This is a genomic window from Modestobacter sp. VKM Ac-2983 (assembly GCF_026967885.1).
Classification (GTDB): domain Bacteria; phylum Actinomycetota; class Actinomycetes; order Mycobacteriales; family Geodermatophilaceae; genus Modestobacter.
Window position 1 is genome coordinate 120227 of the sequence record NZ_JAPVBK010000005.1, and the last position, 16817, is coordinate 137043.

General features: G+C 74.7%; 13 protein-coding genes. All 13 read left to right on the top strand.

Annotation, left to right across the window (positions count from 1 at the left end; all coding sequences use genetic code 11):
- The first annotated feature begins 42 nt into the window (after nucleotides 1-42).
- Nucleotides 43-468 carry a hypothetical protein gene (locus O2W18_RS19320; protein ID WP_269189058.1) on the top strand — a complete coding sequence of 142 codons (426 nt, stop codon included), beginning with the start codon at nucleotides 43-45 and terminating at the stop codon, nucleotides 466-468.
- A 40-nt stretch (nucleotides 469-508) separates the two neighbouring features.
- Nucleotides 509-763, top strand: a complete 255-nt coding sequence (locus tag O2W18_RS19325; protein WP_269189059.1) for a hypothetical protein — start codon at nucleotides 509-511, stop codon at nucleotides 761-763.
- A 10-nt stretch (nucleotides 764-773) separates the two neighbouring features.
- Entirely contained in the window at nucleotides 774-2429 is a 1656-nt protein-coding gene (locus O2W18_RS19330; RefSeq protein ID WP_269189060.1) for an FAD-binding dehydrogenase, read from the top strand.
- Nucleotides 2426-3136 (top strand): hypothetical protein, encoded by a 711-nt coding sequence (locus O2W18_RS19335; protein WP_269189061.1) that lies wholly within the window; start codon nucleotides 2426-2428, stop codon nucleotides 3134-3136. The genes O2W18_RS19330 and O2W18_RS19335 overlap by 4 nt, the downstream gene beginning before the upstream one ends.
- Nucleotides 3137-3216: 80 nt before the next feature.
- Complete coding sequence (hisI, locus tag O2W18_RS19340; RefSeq protein WP_269189062.1) at nucleotides 3217-3591, top strand: phosphoribosyl-AMP cyclohydrolase; 375 nt, start codon at nucleotides 3217-3219, stop codon at nucleotides 3589-3591.
- A complete protein-coding gene (locus O2W18_RS19345) occupies nucleotides 3588-5093 on the top strand; it encodes an anthranilate synthase component I (RefSeq protein ID WP_269189063.1) in 1506 nt (501 codons plus the stop codon). Before hisI ends, O2W18_RS19345 begins: the two co-directional genes overlap by 4 nt.
- On the top strand, nucleotides 5090-5755 hold the full coding sequence (locus O2W18_RS19350; protein ID WP_269189064.1) for a TIGR02234 family membrane protein: 666 nt from the start codon (nucleotides 5090-5092) through the stop codon (nucleotides 5753-5755). Before O2W18_RS19345 ends, O2W18_RS19350 begins: the two co-directional genes overlap by 4 nt.
- Nucleotides 5756-5889: 134 nt before the next feature.
- Complete coding sequence (trpC, locus tag O2W18_RS19355; protein WP_269189065.1) at nucleotides 5890-6699, top strand: indole-3-glycerol phosphate synthase TrpC; 810 nt, start codon at nucleotides 5890-5892, stop codon at nucleotides 6697-6699.
- 139 nt (nucleotides 6700-6838) lie between these two features.
- Nucleotides 6839-8233: a tryptophan synthase subunit beta gene (trpB, locus tag O2W18_RS19360; protein WP_269189066.1), complete on the top strand. Its 1395-nt coding sequence runs from the start codon at nucleotides 6839-6841 to the stop codon at nucleotides 8231-8233.
- Complete coding sequence (trpA, locus tag O2W18_RS19365) at nucleotides 8230-9033, top strand: tryptophan synthase subunit alpha (RefSeq protein ID WP_269189067.1); 804 nt, start codon at nucleotides 8230-8232, stop codon at nucleotides 9031-9033. Before trpB ends, trpA begins: the two co-directional genes overlap by 4 nt.
- Nucleotides 9030-10142, top strand: a complete 1113-nt coding sequence (gene lgt / locus O2W18_RS19370) for a prolipoprotein diacylglyceryl transferase (RefSeq protein WP_269189068.1) — start codon at nucleotides 9030-9032, stop codon at nucleotides 10140-10142. Before trpA ends, lgt begins: the two co-directional genes overlap by 4 nt.
- A gap of 397 nt (nucleotides 10143-10539) precedes the next feature.
- A complete protein-coding gene (gltB, locus tag O2W18_RS19375) occupies nucleotides 10540-15216 on the top strand; it encodes a glutamate synthase large subunit (protein WP_269189069.1) in 4677 nt (1558 codons plus the stop codon).
- Nucleotides 15209-16693 carry a glutamate synthase subunit beta gene (locus O2W18_RS19380; RefSeq protein WP_269189070.1) on the top strand — a complete coding sequence of 495 codons (1485 nt, stop codon included), beginning with the start codon at nucleotides 15209-15211 and terminating at the stop codon, nucleotides 16691-16693. The genes gltB and O2W18_RS19380 overlap by 8 nt, the downstream gene beginning before the upstream one ends.
- The last annotated feature ends 124 nt before the right edge of the window (nucleotides 16694-16817 follow it).

Consider the following 16817-nt stretch of genomic DNA (forward strand, 5'->3'; position numbering starts at 1 on the left):
CCGGGCAGCTCCGGACGAGCGCCGAGGCCCTACGGTCCGGCCGTGCCCTTCGAGCCTGCCCGCCGCCGTCCCCCGCTGCCCGCCCTGGTCGCCGTGCTGGGAGCGGTGCTCACCGCCCTGCTGAGCGCCTTCTTCAGCGTCATCGCCCTGGCCTTCTCCAACGGGCAGTACGGCGACGGCGGCTGGCTGGTGATCGCCACGCCCGTGCTGCTCGCGGCCTGGCTGCTGACCGGCGCGCTGCTGCTGCTGATCGGCCGCTCCTGGCTGGCGCTGCTCGTGCCGGCCGCCGTGGTGTTCGCCCTGGTCGTCTGGGGGACCGTCGCGGCCGGGCTCGGCTCGGACACCGACGGCTTCGTCGTCCTGCTGTGGGTGCTGCCGGCCGGCACCGCGGTGCTCGCCGGGCTCCCCGGCGTCCGCCGCTGGGTCGCCGCCCGGCGGGGTGCCCGGCTGTCCACAGATCGCGGCTGACCGCCCCCGTGCGCCGGCGGGCGCCCCTGGCGTCCGGAGGGTGCACGAGACGGACGACGACCCCCCGACGACCGCGTTCCTCGCCGGCCTGGCCGTCGCGCTGGCCGGTCCGCTGCTGGCCGCGCTGCTCGGGTCGTCGTCCGGCGTCCGGCGTCCGGCGCCCGGCGCTGGGCGCCGGGCCCGCCGGGGTCCCTCCCCGCTGACCACGCCGGCCGACCCGGGCGGGCGGTGCCCCCGACCCGCCTGGGCGAGTCGCACACGCCGGACCGCCCGGCCGGTGCCCCGGGCCAGCTAGCGTCCCCGGGGTGGGCAACGACGCTGACGTGATCGTGGTGGGAGCGGGGCTGGCCGGGCTGGTCGCCACCGCCGAGCTGGCCGACGCCGGGAAGCGGGTGCTGCTGCTGGACCAGGAACCGGCCGCCTCCGTCGGCGGGCAGGCGCACTGGTCCTTCGGCGGCCTGTTCCTCGTCGACAGCCCCGAGCAGCGAAGGCTGCGGGTGAAGGACTCCCTGGAGCTGGCCCGGCAGGACTGGCTGGGCACCGCCGGCTTCGACCGCGAGGAGGACCACTGGCCCCGCCAGTGGGCCGAGGCCTACCTGCAGTTCGCCGCGGGGGAGAAGCGCGCCTGGCTGCGCCAGCAGGGGGTCCGGTTCTTCCCGGTCGTGGGCTGGGCCGAGCGCGGCGGGTACACCGCCACCGGGCACGGCAACTCCGTCCCCCGGTTCCACATCACCTGGGGCACCGGGCCCGGTGTGCTCGCCCCGTTCCTGCGCCGGGTCGCCGACGCCGCTGCCCGCGGGCTGGTCGAGGTCCGGCACCGGCACCGGGTCGACGGCCTGGTGGTCACCGGCGGCGCGGTCACCGGCGTGCGCGGCGCGGTCCTGGAGCCCAGTGACGTCGCGCGCGGCGTCGCCAGCTCCCGCACCGAGGTCGGCGAGTTCGAGTACGCGGCGCAGGCCGTCGTCGTCACCTCCGGCGGCATCGGCGGCAACCACGAGCTGGTGCGCAAGAACTGGCCGGCGCGGCTGGGCCCGGTGCCGAAGCGGCTGCTCTCCGGCGTCCCGGCGCACGTCGACGGCCGGATGCTGGAGATCGCCCAGGGCGTCGGCGGCCGGGTGGTCAACCCCGACCGGATGTGGCACTACACCGAGGGCGTCGCCAACTGGGACCCGATCTGGGCGCGGCACGGCATCCGGATCCTCCCCGGCCCCTCCTCGCTCTGGCTGGACGCGACCGGTTCCCGGCTGCCCGTGCCGCTGTTCCCCGGGTTCGACACCCTCGGCACGCTCGCGCACATCGGCACCACCGGGTACGAGCACACCTGGTTCCTGCTCACCCGGAAGATCGTGGAGAAGGAGTTCACTCTCTCCGGCTCCGAGCAGAACCCCGACCTGACGGGCAAGGACCTCAAGCTCCTGCTCACCCGGGTGCGCTCGGGTGTGGCGGCACCGGTGCAGGCGTTCCTGGACAAGGGCGAGGACTTCGTCGTCGAGCGCACCCTGCCCGAGCTGGTGGCCGGGATGAACCGGGTCACCGGCGACTCCCCGCACGTCGACCTGGCCACCGTGGAGCGGGAGGTCGTCGCCCGCGACCGGGAGATCGCCAACACCTTCACCAAGGACCTCCAGGTGACCGCGATGCGGCAGGCCCGCACGTTCCTCGGCGACAAGCTGATCCGGGTGGCTGCCCCGCACCGGCTGCTGGACCCCGACGCCGGGCCACTGATCGCCGTCCGGCTCAACGTGCTCACCCGCAAGTCCCTCGGCGGGCTGGAGACCGACCTGTCGGGTCGGGTGCTGCGGGCCGGCGGCGAGCCGTTCCCCGGCCTGTACGCGGCCGGGGAGGTCGCCGGCTTCGGGGGCGGGGGCATGCACGGCTACCGCTCGCTGGAGGGCACCTTCCTCGGCGGCTGCCTGTTCTCCGGCCGGGTGGCCGGGCGGGCGCTGGCGGCGGCGCTGTGACCGCACCCGACTGGGACGCCGTGCCCTACACCGGCCCGCCGTCCTACCGGACCCCGCCGCCGGACCACGGGCACCCGTCCCAGCCGGGACCGCCGCCGGGGTGGGGCTCGCCGCAGGGGTGGGCGGCTCCGCAGGGCTGGCCGCCGCCGCCGGGCTGGGGCCCGGCGGGCTGGGGTCCGCAGGCATGGGGGCCGCCGCCGTGGGGTCCGCCGGGAGCCTGGGGCGGGCCGCGGCGTCCGGCCCGGCCGGGCGCGGTGGTCGCTGCTGCGGTGCTGGCGTTCGTCTCCGCGCTGCTGGTGGTCCTCGGCACGATCTACGGCCTGGCGTTCAGCGCGCTGCTCAGCCTCGCCCGGGGACCCTCGGCCGGCGTCGGCAGCTGGACGGCGCTGGCCCAGCTGGCCCTGGTGGCCCTGCTGGTCGTCGGCGGGCTGCGGCAGCTGAACGGCGACCGGCGGTGGCTGCTGGCTGCGGGCGCCGTCCAGGTCGCGCTCTGCCTGTACTGGGTGTTCGTGCTCGACGACCTCTCCTCGCGGACCGTCGGCGACGTCCTCGGGTTCGTGCCGCTGCTCTACCTCGCCCTGGCGGGGACGGCGGTCGGCCTCACCTTCCTGCCCGACGCCCGGGCGTGGGCCCGGCGGGCCGACCCGCCGGCACCAGCTCCGGGCCCGGAGCAGACGCCCGCAGGGGCGCACTGGCCCGACGCCTGACCGGCCGGTCAGCCTTGGCCTGACCGGGCGGTCAGCCAGGGCCTGACCGGCCGGGACCCAGCGGGTGGGACGATCCCTGCATGTCCGCCCCTGCCCCCGACACCGCCCTGGACCCCGCCGTGGCCGCGCTGCTGCGCCGTGACCCCGCCGGCCTCGTCGCCGCCGTCGTGCAGCAGCACGACACCGGCGAGGTGCTGATGGTCGCCTGGCTGGACGACGAGGCGCTGCACCGCACGCTCACCACCGGACGGGCCACCTACTGGTCCCGGAGCCGGGGCGAGTACTGGGTCAAGGGCGAGACCTCCGGGCACCGGCAGTGGGTGCGCGACGTGCGGCTGGACTGCGACGGCGACGCCCTGCTGCTGCTGGTCGACCAGGAGGGCCCGGCCTGCCACACCGGCGAGCGCAGCTGCTTCCACCGCCCGCTGCCGGCCACGCCCGGGGCGCCGGCATGAGCCTGCAGCTGGGGCGCACCAGCCCGACCCGCGCCGAGTTCACCCACCTGGACGCCCCCGTCGTCCCGGTCACCCGCCGGCTGCTGGCCGACAGCGAGACCGCGGTGGGCATCTACCGCAAGCTGGCCGGCAACCGCCCGGGCACCGTGCTCCTGGAGTCCGCCGAGCAGGGCAAGCAGTGGTCCCGGTACAGCTTCGTCGGCGTCCGCAGCGCCGGGGTGCTGACCGAGGCCGACGGGAGGACGGCCTGGCTCGGGGACCCGCTGCCCGGGCTCACCGACGACCTGCCGGCCGACCCGCTGGCCGCCGTCCGCGCCCTGGCCCGCCGGCTCCGCTCGCCGCGCACCCCCGGCCTGCCGCCGCTGACCGGCGGGCTGGTCGGTTACCTGGGCTACGACGTCGTCCGGCGGCTCGAGCGGCTGCCGCAGACCGCGGTCGACGACCTGGGCATGCCGGAGCTCGCGCTGATGCTCGTCACCGACCTGGCGGTGCTGGACCACACCGACGGCACCGTGCTGCTCATCGCCAACGTGCTGGGCGGCGCGCCGGGCGGCTACGACGACGCGGTCGCCCGGCTGGACGCGATGGCCGCGGACCTGGCCGAGGCGGCGCCCCCGGGGGTGGCGATGGTCGAGACCGCCGACGCGCCGCCGGTGACCAGCAACATGGGGCCGGGGGAGTACGAGGCCGGCGTCGAGCGGGTGCGCGAGCACGTCCGCGCCGGCGACGTCTTCCAGACCGTGCTGGCCCAGCGCTTCGAGCTGGCCACCGCCGTCGACGCCCTCGACCTCTACCGGGTGCTGCGGGCCACCAACCCCTCGCCGTACATGTACCTGCTGCGCTTCGCCGGCCGGCAGTCGCCGTTCGACGTGGTCGGCTCCTCCCCGGAGGCGCTGGTCACCGTGACCGGGAGCAGGGCCGTGGTGCACCCGCCGGCCGGCACCCGTCCCCGCGGCTCGACCCCGGAGGACGACGTCCGGCTCACCGAGGAGCTGCTGGCCGACCCCAAGGAGCGGGCCGAGCACGTCATGCTCGTCGACCTGGCCCGCAACGACCTGGGCCGGGTGTGCGAGCCGGGCACCGTCGAGGTGGCCGACTTCATGCGGGTGGAGCGGTACAGCCACGTCATGCACCTGGTGTCCACCGTCGCCGGCCAGGTGACCGCGGACCGGGACGCGCTGGACGTGTTCGACGCGACCTTCCCGGCCGGCACCGTCTCCGGCGCGCCCAAGCCGCGGGCGATGGAGGTCATCGAGTCCCTGGAGCCGACCCGCCGGGCGCTCTACGCCGGCACGGTCGGCTACGTCGACGCCAGCGGTGACATGGACATGGCGATCGCCATCCGCACCGCGGTGCTGCACGACGGGCGGGCGTACGTGCAGGCGGGCGCCGGCGTCGTGGCCGACAGCGACCCGGCCACCGAGGAGGCGGAGACCCGGCACAAGGCCCGCGCTGTGCTGTCGGCGATCGCCACCGCGGAGGGGCTGCGGGAGCTGCCGTGAGCCATCCCGTGCCGTCGACGCCGGCCCCGGCCACCGCCCGGGGCCGGCGGGAGCTCACCGTCGCGGCCCTGCTGTGCGTGCTGTCCGGGGGGCTGGCGCTGTCGGCGTCGGGGGAGCCGTGGGCCGACGTCACGATCGTGCGCGAACCGCCGCTGCCGCCGACGGCGGAGGTGCTGACCGGGAGCCAGGCCGCCCCGCTGGTCGCCGCCTGCGGGTTGCTGCTGCTCGCCGCCGCGCTCGCGGTCATCGCCGTCCGCGGCGCCGGCCGCGTCGTGGTCGGCCTGCTCGTCGCGGCGTCCGGGGGCGTGCTCGGCTGGTCCGGCCTGCGGGCGGTCACCGGCTCGCTGGACCTCGCCGGTGCCGGCGTCAGGTCGGGGATCGGGCTGGGGCAGGCCGAGGTGACCGTCGACCCCCTGGCCACCTGGCCGGCGGTGGCCCTCGTCGCCGGCGTGCTCGGCGTGCTGGCCGGGGCCCTGGTGGTGCTCCGCGGCCGGGAGTGGCCGGGCATGGGGCGTCGCTACGAGCGCACCGGGCAGCCGGCGGAGGTGGCACCGGCACCGGCGCCGGCCCGCCCGACCCGTCCCGCCCGTCCGGAGACCGACGAGGACCGGCACCAGGCGGCCTGGAAGGCGCTGGACCGGGGAGACGACCCGACAGTGTGAACAGGGCCCGCACGGGTGCGGTGCACCGGCCCCCCGGAACGGAACCGGACCCGCCCCGTCTCTAGAGTGATCCGCGCGGTCCGAGTGGTGGGGGCCGCTCCGGTGCCACATCCTGAGAGGTCCGAGGAGGGGTCATGAGCGTCCTCGACGAGATCGTCGCCGGCGTCCGGGAGGACGTCGCCGCCCGTCAGGCCACCACCCCGCTGACCGAGGTGCAGGCCGCGGCCCGCGACGCCCGGCCCGCCCTGGACGCCCTGGCCGCGCTGCGCGCGCCGGGCGTCGGCGTGATCGCCGAGGTCAAGCGGCGCAGCCCGAGCAAGGGCGACCTCGCCGCGATCGCCGACCCGGCCGCGCTCGCCGCGCAGTACGCCGCCGGCGGCGCCCGGGCGATCAGCGTGCTGACCGAGGGGCGCCGATTCGGCGGGTCGCACGCCGACCTGGCCGCCGTCCGCGCCGCCGTCGAGGTGCCGGTGCTGAACAAGGACTTCGTGGTCAGCAGCTACCAGGTGCACGAGGCCCGGGCGCACGGGGCGGACCTCGTGCTGCTCATCGTGGCCGCGCTCGACCAGCCGGTGCTGATCGGCCTGCTGGAGCGGATCGAGTCCCTGGGCATGACCGCCCTGGTCGAGGTGCACAGCGAGGGCGAGGCCGACCGTGCCCTCGCCGCGGGCGCGTCGGTGATCGGCGTCAACGCCCGCGACCTGACCACCCTGTCGGTCGACCGCTCCACCTTCGAGCGGATCGCCCCGGGGCTGCCCAGCGAGGTCGTCAAGATCGCCGAGTCCGGGGTGCGTGGCCCGCACGACCTGATCAGCTACGCCGGCGCGGGCGCCGACGCGGTGCTGGTCGGGGAGGGCCTGGTCACCGCGGGCGACCCGCGGCAGGCGGTCGCCGACCTGGTCACCGCCGGCTCCCACCCGGCGACCCCGCGCACCACCCGCTAGTCAGGCCCCGTCCCGAGGCTCGCCGGAGCCTGCGAGGGATGAGGAGGACGGGGTCCTTCTTCTGCCCCCCACCGCTCGCAAGCTCGCGGCGGGCCCCTGCAGGAGGGCCGAGGACGAGCAGGTCCTTACGCTGGAGGGCATGACCCTCTCCGCGCCCGCCCCGGCCCCTGACGTCCCCGACGCCACGGCGTCGGCGCAGTGGCCGGACGCCACGGGACACTTCGGCGTCTTCGGGGGCCGATTCGTCCCGGAGGCCCTGATCGCCGCGCTCGACGAGCTGACCGCGGCCTACGAGGCGATGCGGGTCGACCCCGCGTTCCTCGACGAGTACGCCACCCTGCAGCGCGACTACACCGGCCGGCCCAGCCCGATCACCGAGGTGCCGAAGTTCGCCCAGCACTGCGGTGGCGCCCGGGTGCTGCTCAAGCGCGAGGACCTCAACCACACCGGCTCCCACAAGATCAACAACGTGCTGGGCCAGGCGCTGCTCACCAAGCGGATCGGCAAGACCCGGGTCATCGCCGAGACCGGCGCCGGCCAGCACGGGGTCGCCACCGCCACCGCGGCGGCCCTGATGGGGCTGTCCTGCACCGTCTACATGGGCGAGGAGGACACCCGTCGCCAGGCGCTCAACGTCGCCCGGATGCGGCTGCTGGGTGCCGAGGTGATCCCGGTGACCACCGGGTCGCGCACGCTGAAGGACGCGATCAACGAGGCGTTCCGCGACTGGGTGACCAACGTCGAGACCACCAACTACGTCTTCGGCACCGTCGCCGGCCCGCACCCGTTCCCGATGATGGTGCGCGACTTCCAGCGGGTCATCGGCGACGAGGCCCGCGCGCAGCTGCTCGAGCGGGAGCAGCGGCTGCCCGACGTCGTCCTGGCCTGTGTCGGTGGCGGGTCCAACGCCATCGGCATCTTCACCGCCTTCGTGCCCGACGAAGCCGTCCGGCTGGTCGGCCTGGAGGCCGGTGGGGACGGCGTGGACACCGGCCGGCACGCGGCCACCATCACCGGCGGCGACCCCGGGGTGCTGCACGGCGCGCGGTCCTACCTGCTGCAGGACGACAACGGGCAGACCGTCGAGTCGCACTCCATCTCCGCCGGCCTGGACTACCCCGGGGTCGGCCCCGAGCACGCCTTCCTGCACGACATCGGGCGGGCCGAGTACCGGCCGGTCACCGACGCCGAGGCGATGGAGGCGTTCGCGCTGCTGTGCCGCACCGAGGGGATCATCCCGGCGATCGAGTCGGCGCACGCGCTGGCCGGGGCGATGGTGGTCGGCCGTGAGCTCGGCCCGGACGCCTTGCTGCTGGTGAACCTCTCCGGCCGCGGGGACAAGGACGTCGAGACCGCCAGCGCCTGGTTCGACCTGGCGGACCGGACGGCGCCCACCGACTCCGACGAGCGGGCGGTCGAGGCCGGCCGCGGCGCCGAGCCCGGGCCCGGCATGGACACCGACCAGCGCACCACCGAGGGTGCGGTCAGCAACGACCGGGCCGTCGCCGGGCAGGACGCGGGGGAGCAGGCATGAGCAGCGCCCTCGCCGAGGTGATCGGCGCCGCCCGCGCCGAGGGACGAGCAGCGCTCATCGCCTACCTCCCGGTCGGCTACCCCGACGTCGACACCTCGATCGCGGCCATGGTCGCGGCGGTGGAGGGCGGCGCCGACGTCGTCGAGATCGGGGTCCCGTACTCCGACCCGGGGATGGACGGGCCGGTCATCCAGGAGGCCGTGGACGTCGCCGTCCGGGCCGGGGTCGGCATGGCCGAGGTGCTGCGGGCCGTCACGGCGGTCGCCGACGCCGGTGCGGTGCCGGTGGTGATGAGCTACTGGAACCCGATCGAGCGCTACGGGGTCGACCGGTTCGCCGACGACCTGGCGGCCGCCGGTGGCGCCGGCGCCATCACCCCCGACCTCATCCCGGACGAGGCCGGCCCCTGGTTGGCCGCCAGCGACCGGGTCGGGCTGGACCGGGTCTTCCTGGTCGCGCCGTCGTCCACCGATGCGCGGCTGGCCGCCACCGTCGCCGCCTGCCGCGGTTTCGTCTACGCCGCCTCCACGATGGGCGTCACCGGCAGCCGGGCCACCGTCGGCGACGCCGCGGAGCGGCTGGTCGCCCGCACCCGCGCCGCCGCCGCCGAGCCGCCGGTCTGCGTCGGCCTGGGGGTCTCCACCGGCGACCAGGCGGCCGAGGTCGCCGGGTTCGCCGACGGCGTGATCGTCGGCTCTGCGTACGTGCGGCGGCTGCTCGACGGACACGGCGCCGACGGCGTGCGTTCGCTCTCCGTCGAGCTCGCCGAGGGCGTCCGGCGTGCGAAGGTGCAGGCATGACCGTGCTGGCGGACGCCGCCGTCCTCGCCGCGATCCCCAGCCCCACCCAGGGGGTCTGGGAGATCGGGCCGTTCCCGCTGCGCGCGTACGCGCTGTGCATCATCGCCGGCATCGTGCTGGCCTGCTGGCTGGGGGAGCGCCGCTGGGTGGCCCGGGGTGGCGCCCCCGGCGACGTGCTGGACATCGCCGTCTGGGCGGTGCCCTTCGGCATCGTCGGCGGCCGGATCTACCACGTGATCACCACCCCGCAGCCCTACTTCGGGGAGGGCGGCGACCCGCTCCGGGCGTTCGCCATCTGGGAGGGCGGCCTCGGCATCTGGGGCGCGATCGCGCTCGGCGGGGTCGGCGCGTGGATCGGCTGCCGGCGGCGGGGGATCCCGTTGCCGGCCTGGGCCGACGCCATCGCCCCGGGCATCGCGCTCGCCCAGGCCGTGGGGCGCCTTGGCAACTGGTTCAACAACGAGCTCTACGGCAGCGCCACCGACCTGCCGTGGGCGCTGACCATCTACCGCTGGAACGCCTCCGCCGGGCAGGCGCTCACCGGCCCCGACGGCGAGCCCGTGGTGTTGGGCACCTTCCACCCCACGTTCCTGTACGAGCTGCTGTGGAACCTCGGCGTCGCCGCGCTGGTGATCTGGGCCGACCGCCGCTTCCAGCTCTCCCACGGGCGTGCCTTCGCGCTGTACGTGGCCGCCTACTGCGCCGGCCGGGTCTGGATCGAGATGCTCCGCATCGACACCGCCGAGCAGTTCCTCGGGCTCCGGCTGAACGTGTTCACCTCGGTCGTCGTCGGCCTGCTGGCCGTCGCGTACCTGGTCGTGAACCGCGGCCGGCCGCGCGAGGTGATCACCCGCGGGGCGGAGAAGGCCCGCGAGGACGCCCCGGCCGAGGCGTCGTCACCCACGGCGGACGGCACGGCCCCCGGCGCGACCACTGCGGGCGCGACGACTCCGGGCGCGACGGCCTCGGGAGCGACGGCCTCGGGAGCGACGGCCGCCGGGCGGACGGCGGCGGGAGGCACGGTCGCGGGCGAGACGGTCACCGACCGGGTGGACGAGGACCGGGCCGGTGCGCGCACCGACGAGGGCGGTTCACCCGGGAAGGGCTGACCTGGCGCGGCGCATCAGGGCGCCGTTCGCGCAGCTCGAGGAGATGTTCCCGACACCTGGTCGACATGTCGCTCAGGTGTCCCCGCTGTGTACGCTCGACCTCGGCCGACCAGTGATCCTGGGCCGGTCGGCGATGTCGGACCGGGCCAGCGCTGCCCCGTGCACGACCATCCCGCGGCCACCCGCCCCCGCGGGTGTGCGGGTCCCTGATGCCGGCTCGACGTACCGTGTCCGCCGGCCTCCGCTGCCCCACTCGTCGGACCCTCCCCGGTCCTCCGTGCACCACCCACCCGCTCTGACCACCCGGCGGGGTCTGCGACCCCCCGCACCAGCGCCACCCGCCGACCCGGCCCCCGGGCGGAGGGCGGCGCCGCGGCCAGCCGACGACGGGAGTGACATGTCTGACCTCGCCGCCCCCTCCGCGGGATCGCCGTCCCCGGCCGCATCCACACCGGCCGTGCCGTTCTCCGCGCTCCCGGCCGCCTTCGGGCTGTACGACCCGGCCAACGAGCACGACGCCTGCGGCGTCGCGTTCGTCGCCGACGCCCGGGGCCGTCGCTCCCGGAAGATCGTCGCCGCCGGTCTCACCGCACTGCACAACCTCGACCACCGTGGCGCCGCGGGGTCCGAGCCCAACTCCGGTGACGGGGCGGGGATCCTGACCCAGGTCCCGGACGGGCTGCTGCGGGAGAGCGTCGAGTTCGACCTGCCGCCGCTGGGCGAGTACGCGGTCGGCATCGCCTTCCTGCCCGCCGACGAGACCGAGCGGGCCTCCGTCGTGGACGCCGTCGCCGGGCTCGCCGCCGAGGAGGGGCTGACCGTCCTGGGCTGGCGTGAGCTGCCGGTCGACCCGGACGGCGCCGACCTCGGGCCCACCGCCCGGCGGGTCATGCCGCACTTCGCCCAGCTGTTCGTCGCCGAGACCATCGGTGCCCGCGCCGACTCCCGCGCCTTCGGCGGCACCGCCGCCCCGCACGGGGTCACCCGGCTGGAGCGTCGCGCGTTCGTGCTGCGCAAGCGGGTCGAGCGCGCCGCCCGGGACGCCGGCACGAGCTGCTACGTCGCCTCGCTGTCCTCTCGGACGATCACCTACAAGGGCATGCTGACCACCGACCAGCTGCCGGCGTTCTTCCCCGACCTGCAGGACGAGCGGTACGAGTCGGCGATCGCGCTGGTGCACAGCCGGTTCTCCACCAACACCTTCCCCAGCTGGCCGCTGGCCCACCCGTTCCGGTTCATCGCCCACAACGGCGAGATCAACACCATCAAGGGCAACCGGAACCGGATGCGGGCCCGCGAGGCCAAGCTGGAGACCGAGCTGTTCGACGGCCCGGCCGGCCCGGCCAGCGAGCTCGGCCTGGAGCGGATCTTCCCGGTCACCGCCAGCGACTTCAGCGACTCGGCGACCTTCGACGAGGTGCTGGAGCTGCTGCACCTGTCGGGCCGCTCGCTGCCGCACGCGGTGCTGATGATGATCCCGGAGGCGTGGGAGAACCACGACGAGATGGACGCGGCCCGCCGCGCCTTCTACCGGTTCCACTCCTCGATCATGGAGCCCTGGGACGGGCCGGCCTGCGTGGCGTTCACCGACGGCAGCCTGATCGGCGCCGTCCTGGACCGCAACGGCCTGCGCCCGGGCCGCTGGTGGCGCACCAAGGACGACCTGGTCGTGCTGGCCAGCGAGGCCGGCGTGCTCGACATCCCGGCCGCCGACGTGGTCGCCAAGGGCCGGCTCCAGCCGGGCCGGATGTTCCTCGTGGACACCGCCGCCGGGCGGATCGTCTCCGACGAGGAGGTCAAGGGCTCCCTGGCCGGCGCCGAGCCCTACGACGACTGGCTGCACGCCGGTCAGGTGCACCTGCCCCAGCTGCCCGAGCGGCGTCGCTCGCGGCCCAGCCACGAGTCCGTCGTCCGTCGCCAGCAGCTCTTCGGCTACACCGAGGAGGAGCTGCGCATCCTGGTGCAGCCGATGGCCGCCAGCGGCGCGGAGTCGATCGGCTCGATGGGCACCGACACCCCGATCGCGTCGCTGTCGGACCGCTCGCGGCAGCTGTACGACTACTTCACCCAGCTGTTCGCCCAGGTCACCAACCCGCCGCTGGACGCCATCCGCGAGGAGCTGGTCACCAGCCTCGGGCGCACCTTCGGCCCCGAGCAGAACCTGCTCGACGCCACCCCGGCCTCCTGCCGGCAGCTGTTCCTGCCCTACCCGGTCATCGACAACGACGAGCTGGCCAAGATCCTGCACATCGACGACGACGGCGACCTGCCCGGTTTCGCCGCCGTGCGGATCACCGGCCACTTCGACGTCGCCGGCGGCGGCGCGGCCCTGGCCCAGGCGGTCCAGGACCTGCGCACCAAGGTCAGCAAGGCGATCGCGGCCGGCGCCCGGGTCATCGTGCTGTCCGACCGGGACTGCGACGAGAAGCGGGCACCCATCCCGTCGCTGCTGATGACCGCCGCCGTCCACCACCACCTGGTGCGCGAGCGCACCCGGATGCAGGTCGGCCTGGTGGTGGAGTCCGGTGACTGCCGCGAGGTCCACCACGTCGCCCTGCTGCTGGGCTACGGCGCGGCGGCGGTCAACCCCTACCTGGCGTTCGAGAGCGTCGAGGACCTCATCCGCACCGGCACGCTCACCGGCGTCCAGCCCGCCCAGGCGGTCCGCAACGTGGTCAAGGCCATGGGCAAGGGCGTGCTCAAGGTGATGAGCAAGATGGGCATCAGCACCGTCGGCTCCTACACGATGGCGCAGATCTTCGAGACGGTCGGCTTGTCGAAGGCCGTCGTCGACGAGTACTTCACCGGGACGTCGGCCACCCTCGACGGTGTCGGGCTCGACGTGCTCGCCGAAGAGGTCGTGATGCGGCACCGCCGCGCCTACCCGAGCAACCCCACGGAGACGGCGCACCGGCGGCTGGAGACCGGCGGGGAGTACCAGTGGCGCCGCGAGGGCGAGGTGCACCTGTTCAACCCCGAGACGGTGTTCCTGCTGCAGCACGCCACCCGGTCCCGGCAGTACGACGTCTTCCAGCGCTACACCGACACCGTCGACGGTCTCTCGGCCGAGGCGGCGACGCTGCGCGGCCTGTTCACCCTCCGGACCGGTGCCCGGCCCGCCGTCCCGCTGGAGGAGGTGGAGCCGGTCAGCGAGATCGTCAAGCGGTTCCAGACCGGCGCGATGAGCTACGGCTCCATCTCCGCCGAGGCGCACGAGACGCTGGCGATCGCGATGAACCGGCTGGGCGGCAAGTCCAACACGGGTGAGGGCGGCGAGGACCCCGACCGGTTCACCGCCGACCCCAACGGCGACCTGCGCCGCAGCTCGATCAAGCAGGTCGCCAGCGGCCGGTTCGGGGTCACCAGCGAGTACCTGGTCAACGCCGACGACATCCAGATCAAGATGGCCCAGGGCGCCAAGCCCGGTGAGGGCGGTCAGCTGCCGGGGAGCAAGGTCTACCCCTGGGTGGCCCGCACCCGGCACTCCACGCCCGGCGTCGGGCTGATCAGCCCGCCGCCGCACCACGACATCTACTCGATCGAGGACCTGAAGCAGCTCATCCACGACCTCAAGAACGCGAACAACGAGGCGCGGGTGCACGTCAAGCTGGTCGCGGAGTCCGGGATCGGCACGGTGGCGGCGGGGGTCAGCAAGGCCAAGGCCGACGTCGTCCTGGTCTCCGGCTTCGACGGCGGCACCGGTGCGGCGCCGCTGACCTCGCTCAAGCACGCCGGCATCCCGTGGGAGATCGGCCTGGCCGAGACCCAGCAGACGCTGCTGGCCAACGGGCTGCGCGACCGGATCGTGGTGCAGGTCGACGGGCAGATGAAGACCGGCCGGGACGTCATCGTCGCGGCGCTGCTGGGCGCCGAGGAGTTCGGCTTCGCCACCGCACCGCTGGTGGTCGAGGGCTGCGTGATGATGCGGGTCTGCCACCTGGACACCTGCCCGGTCGGCATCGCCACCCAGAACCCGGAGCTGCGCAAGCGGTTCACCGGCAAGCCCGAGTTCGTGGTGACCTACTTCGAGTTCCTGGCCGAGCAGGTGCGCGGGTACCTCGCCGAGCTGGGCTTCCGCTCCATCGACGAGGCGGTCGGCCGCGCCGAACTGCTAGACGTCGCGCCGGCGATCGACCACTGGAAGGCCTCCGGGCTGGACCTGCGGCCGATCCTGGCCGTGCCCGAGCTGCCCGAGGGCACGCCGCGGCACAAGGTCCGCGACCAGGACCACGGGCTCGACGTCGCCCTGGACCAGACGCTGATCCAGCTGTGCGAGGGCGCCCTGCTCGACGCCCGCCCGGTGCACCTCGAGCTCCCCGTTCGCAACGTCAACCGGACCGTCGGCACGATGCTGGGCTCGATGGTCACCCGCCGCTTCGGTGGGGAGGGTCTGCCCGACGGCACCATCGACCTGACCTTCACCGGGTCGGCAGGGCAGTCCTTCGGGGCGTTCCTGCCCCGCGGGATCACCATGACCCTGGTCGGCGACGCCAACGACTACGTCGGCAAGGGGCTGTCCGGCGGCCGGATCATCGTCCGCCCGGCGCCGGAGGCGAGCTTCCCCGCCGAGGACAACGTCATCGCCGGCAACGTGATCGGCTACGGCGCCACCTCGGGCGAGGTCTTCCTCCGCGGCCGGGTGGGGGAGCGGTTCTGCGTCCGCAACTCCGGGGCGCTGGCCGTGGTCGAGGGCGTCGGTGACCACGCGCTGGAGTACATGACCGGCGGCACCGCGGTGATCCTCGGGCCGACCGGGCGCAACATCGCGGCCGGCATGTCCGGTGGGATCGGGTACGTGCTCGACCTCGCCCGGCACCGGGTCAACACCGAGATGGTGGACGTCGAGGCGCTGGACGGGCAGGGCTCGGCCTGGCTGCGCGACGTCCTCGAGCGCTACTGCGCGGCGACCGACTCGGCGGTCGCGACCAGCCTGCTGGCCGACTGGGGCCGCTGGGCGGGCCGTTTCAGCGTGATCATGCCGCGTGACTACCGGCGTGCCATGGAGGCCCGACGGGCCGCCGAGGCCGCCGGCTACGACGTGGACCGAGCCGTGATGGAGGCAGCTCGTGGTTGACAGCACCGGGTTCCTGAGGTTCGACCGTGAGCTGCCGCCCCGGCGGCCGGTCGACCTACGCCTGCTGGACTGGAAGGAGGTGTACCTGACCCGCGACACGGGTGAGGACGCCGTCTTCCCGGTGCAGGCCGTCCGGGAGCAGGCGGCGCGCTGCATGGACTGCGGCATCCCGTTCTGCCACCACGGCTGCCCGCTGGGCAACCTGATCCCGGAGTGGAACGATCTCGCCCGCCGGGACGACTGGCAGGAGGCGATCGAGCGGCTGCACGCGACGAACAACTTCCCCGAGTTCACCGGGAAGCTCTGCCCCGCGCCGTGCGAGTCGGCCTGCGTGCTCAACCTGGAGAACGCGCCGGTCACGATCAAGCAGATCGAGTGGGAGATCATCGACCAGGCGTTCGTCAACGGCTGGGTCACCCCGCAGCCGCCGGCGGAGCTGACCGGCAAGAAGGTCGCCGTCATCGGGTCCGGGCCGGCCGGCCTCGCCGCCGCCCAGCAGCTCACCCGCGCCGGGCACCAGGTGACCGTCTACGAGCGGGACGACCGGATCGGCGGGCTCATCCGCTACGGCATCCCCGAGTTCAAGATGGAGAAGCGCCACCTGGACCGGCGACTGGACCAGATGCGCGCCGAGGGCACCCGCTTCGTCACCGACGTCACCGTCGGCGGCAGCGGGGGCAGCCTGAGCACCGAGCAGCTGCGGGCCGAGCACGACGCCGTCGTGCTGGCGATCGGCACCCCGGTGGCGCGGGACCTGCCGCTGCCGGGCCGGGAGCTCGACGGCGTGCACTTCGCCATGGAGTACCTGCCGCACGGCAACCGCGAGGCGCTCGGCGAGCTCGACGACCCGCCGTTGTCGGCCAAGGGCAAGAACGTGGTCATCATCGGCGGCGGTGACACCGGCGCCGACTGCCTGGGCACCGCGCACCGCCAGGGCGCGGCGAGCGTGGCCCAGTTGGACTACAAGCCGGCGCCCTCGGGGACGCGGCCGGAGGACAACCCCTGGCCGACCTACGAGATGGTCCTGCGGGTCTCCCCGGCGCACGAGGAGGGCGGTGAGCGGTTGTTCGCCGTCAACACCGAGGCCTTCCTCGGCGACGAGCAGGGCCGGGTCCGGGCGATCGAGGTCGTCGAGGTCGAGGTGGTCGACGGCAAGCGCCGGCCCAAGCCCGGGAGCACCCGGGAGCTGCCGGCCGACCTGGTGCTGCTGGCGCTGGGCTACACCGGGCCGGAGACCACCGGGCTGGTCGAGGAACTGGGCTGCGGCGTGGACGAGCGGGGCCGGGTGGCGCGCGACGACGAGTACATGTCCAGCGTCCCCGGGGTGTTCGTGGCCGGGGACATGGGCCGCGGGCAGTCGCTGATCGTCTGGGCCATCGCCGAGGGGCGCGCCGCGGCCGCCGCCGTCGACACCTGGCTGACCGGCGACTCGATGCTGCCCCGCCCGGTCACCCCGCACGCCGTCCCGCTGCGCTGACGAAGGACCCCTCCGCCCCCCACGACGCGCCCCGCACGCCGTGGGCCCCTGCGGAGGGGCCGTTCCAGCACGTCAGACGTCTGGAACGACTGCTGCCCCTCGGGGGGACACGACGGACCCGGTC